Genomic DNA, 2,152 nt, shown 5'->3' with positions numbered 1-2,152 from the left:
TGGCCGGGGTGCTGACGGCGGCGGGCGGTTACGTCGTCGGCAGCGTCCGGGCGCGCCGGGGCGGAACCACGTTCCGGGTGCCGCAGGTGGAGGTGGCGGCCCGTGAGTGACGCCCGCGTACCGATCCTCATGTACCACGCGGTCGCGACCGACCCGAACGACGCGACCCGCGCCCTGTCGGTGACCCCGGAGGCCTTCGCCGAGCAGATGGCGGTGCTCGCCGACCGGGGCCTCACGCCCGTCACCACGGCCCGACTGGCCGCGTGCTGGCGCTCCGGCCGGCCGCTGCCCGAGCGGCCGGTCCTCATCACCTTCGACGACGGCTACGAGGGCGTGCACCGGCACGCCCTCCCCGCGCTCGCCAAGCACGGCTTCCCGGCCACCCTGTTCGTCTCGACCGGGTGGCTCAGAGGGCCGTACGACACCGGGGGCGGCCTGGACACCATGCTGGACTGGGACCAGGTCCGCGAACTGGCGGCGGGGGGCGTGGAGATCGGCGGGCACAGCCACACTCACCCGCAGCTCGACCAGGTCTCCGACGCCACGCTGCGCTTCGAGCTGATCCACTGCAAGGAGGTCGTCTCGGACCAGCTGGGCACCGTCCCGGCCTCGTTCGCCTACCCCTACGGCTACTCCAGCCGCCGGGTCCGGCAGGCGGTGCGCGAGACGGGCTACGCCCAGGCCCTCGCCGTCGGCAACGGGCTCGCGCGGCGCGCGCAGGGGCCGTACGCGCTGCGGCGGGTGACGGTGCGCCGCAGCACGGGCATCGAGGAGTTCGAACGGGTCGTCGAGGCCCGCGCGATCGCCCGTACGTTCGCCGGGGACCGTGCCCTGACCAAGGGGTACGCCGTCGTCCGCAGGGTTCGGCAGGCCCACCGGCTGGCCTCCCGCTCCATGGGCTGACCTGCACAGGGTCAACATGCCGCGCGCACCTGGAAACCGGGTGCACGCGGCGTCCCCGTGCCGGATCATGGCGGCATGTCTGCAAACCCGCACGAGGCACTGCCGATCCGGCTCAACGTCGACGACTCCGACTCCCCGTCCGACGTCGTCGACGCGCTGTTCCTCGGCCGCTTCGCGACGGGCGAGCAGCCGTACTCCCACGCGGTGAACATCGACCGCGTGCGGTCCGGGGCGACGCTGATGCCGTCCGGCGCCCGGGTGCTGCGCGTCGCCCGGGACGACGACCGCAGCGCGACGCTCGCCGAGGGCGACGGCTGGACGCTGCTGGTCTCCCGCTGGAACCGCGGCGCCGACGTCACGGTGACGGCGACCAGCGAGGAGCTCGCGAAGAAGGTCCTCGACCAGGCCACGGACGGCGCGGCGGACGAGCCCGAACCACTGCCGGAGAACGTCACGATGGGCTTCTGGTACGTCTCCCCGCGCCGCGGCCCGCACCGCACCACCCGCCAGATCGCGGCGGGCACCTGGGAGGAGGTCCGGCCCAACTACACCGCGCCGGTGGCGGACGCGATGGACCGCCTGATGAAGACGACCCCGGAGGACATCGCAGGCCGTCTCCTGCTGCTCCACGGCCCGCCGGGCACCGGCAAGACGTCGGCGCTGCGGACACTGGCCCGTTCCTGGCGCGACTGGTGCCAGGTCGACTGCGTCCTGGACCCCGAGCGGCTCTTCTCCGACGTCGGCTACCTCATGGACATCGCCATCGGCGAGGAGGACGCGACGGGCAAGGGCCGCTGGCGGCTGCTGCTCCTGGAGGACTGCGACGAGCTGATCCGCGGCGAGGCCAAGCACACGGCGGGCCAGGCCCTGTCGAGGCTGCTGAACCTGACGGACGGACTGCTCGGCCAGGGCCGCAATGTCCTGGTCGGGGTCACGACCAACGAGGACCTGGAGCGGCTGCACCCGGCCGTGGTCCGCCCGGGCCGTTGCCTCGCCCGGATCGAGGTCGGTCCGCTGACCCGCTCCGAGGCGGCGAACTGGCTGGGCGGGGAGGACGGCATCGGCCGCGAGGGCGCGACGCTGGCCGAGCTGTACGCACTGCGCCGGGGCACCTCCCCGACCGCCCTCCCGGAGCCGCGCGGGGGCGTCGACGCGGGGCTGTATCTCTAGCGGGGCCATCCCACGGGTCATCCAGCGGGGCTCGTGGCGGGGCCTCCCGCCAGGGCCCGTGGCGGGGGTCGTCCAGCGG

At 74.1% G+C, this 2,152-nt stretch carries 2 protein-coding genes; both read left to right on the top strand.

What is annotated here, in order from left to right:
- Positions 1-102 precede the first annotated feature (102 nt).
- Positions 103-903 (top strand): polysaccharide deacetylase family protein, encoded by an 801-nt coding sequence (locus C1J00_RS42385; protein WP_180989905.1) that lies wholly within the window; start codon positions 103-105, stop codon positions 901-903.
- Between the two features lie 75 nt (positions 904-978).
- Positions 979-2,073, top strand: coding sequence for a DUF5925 domain-containing protein (locus C1J00_RS42380; RefSeq protein WP_102914113.1), 1,095 nt, complete (start codon positions 979-981; stop codon positions 2,071-2,073).
- The last annotated feature ends 79 nt before the right edge of the window (positions 2,074-2,152 follow it).

Source organism: Streptomyces cahuitamycinicus (assembly GCF_002891435.1).
Taxonomy (GTDB): domain Bacteria; phylum Actinomycetota; class Actinomycetes; order Streptomycetales; family Streptomycetaceae; genus Streptomyces; species Streptomyces cahuitamycinicus.
The sequence above is the reverse complement of the archived record's forward strand: the minus strand, read 5'-3'. Positions and strand labels throughout refer to the sequence as shown.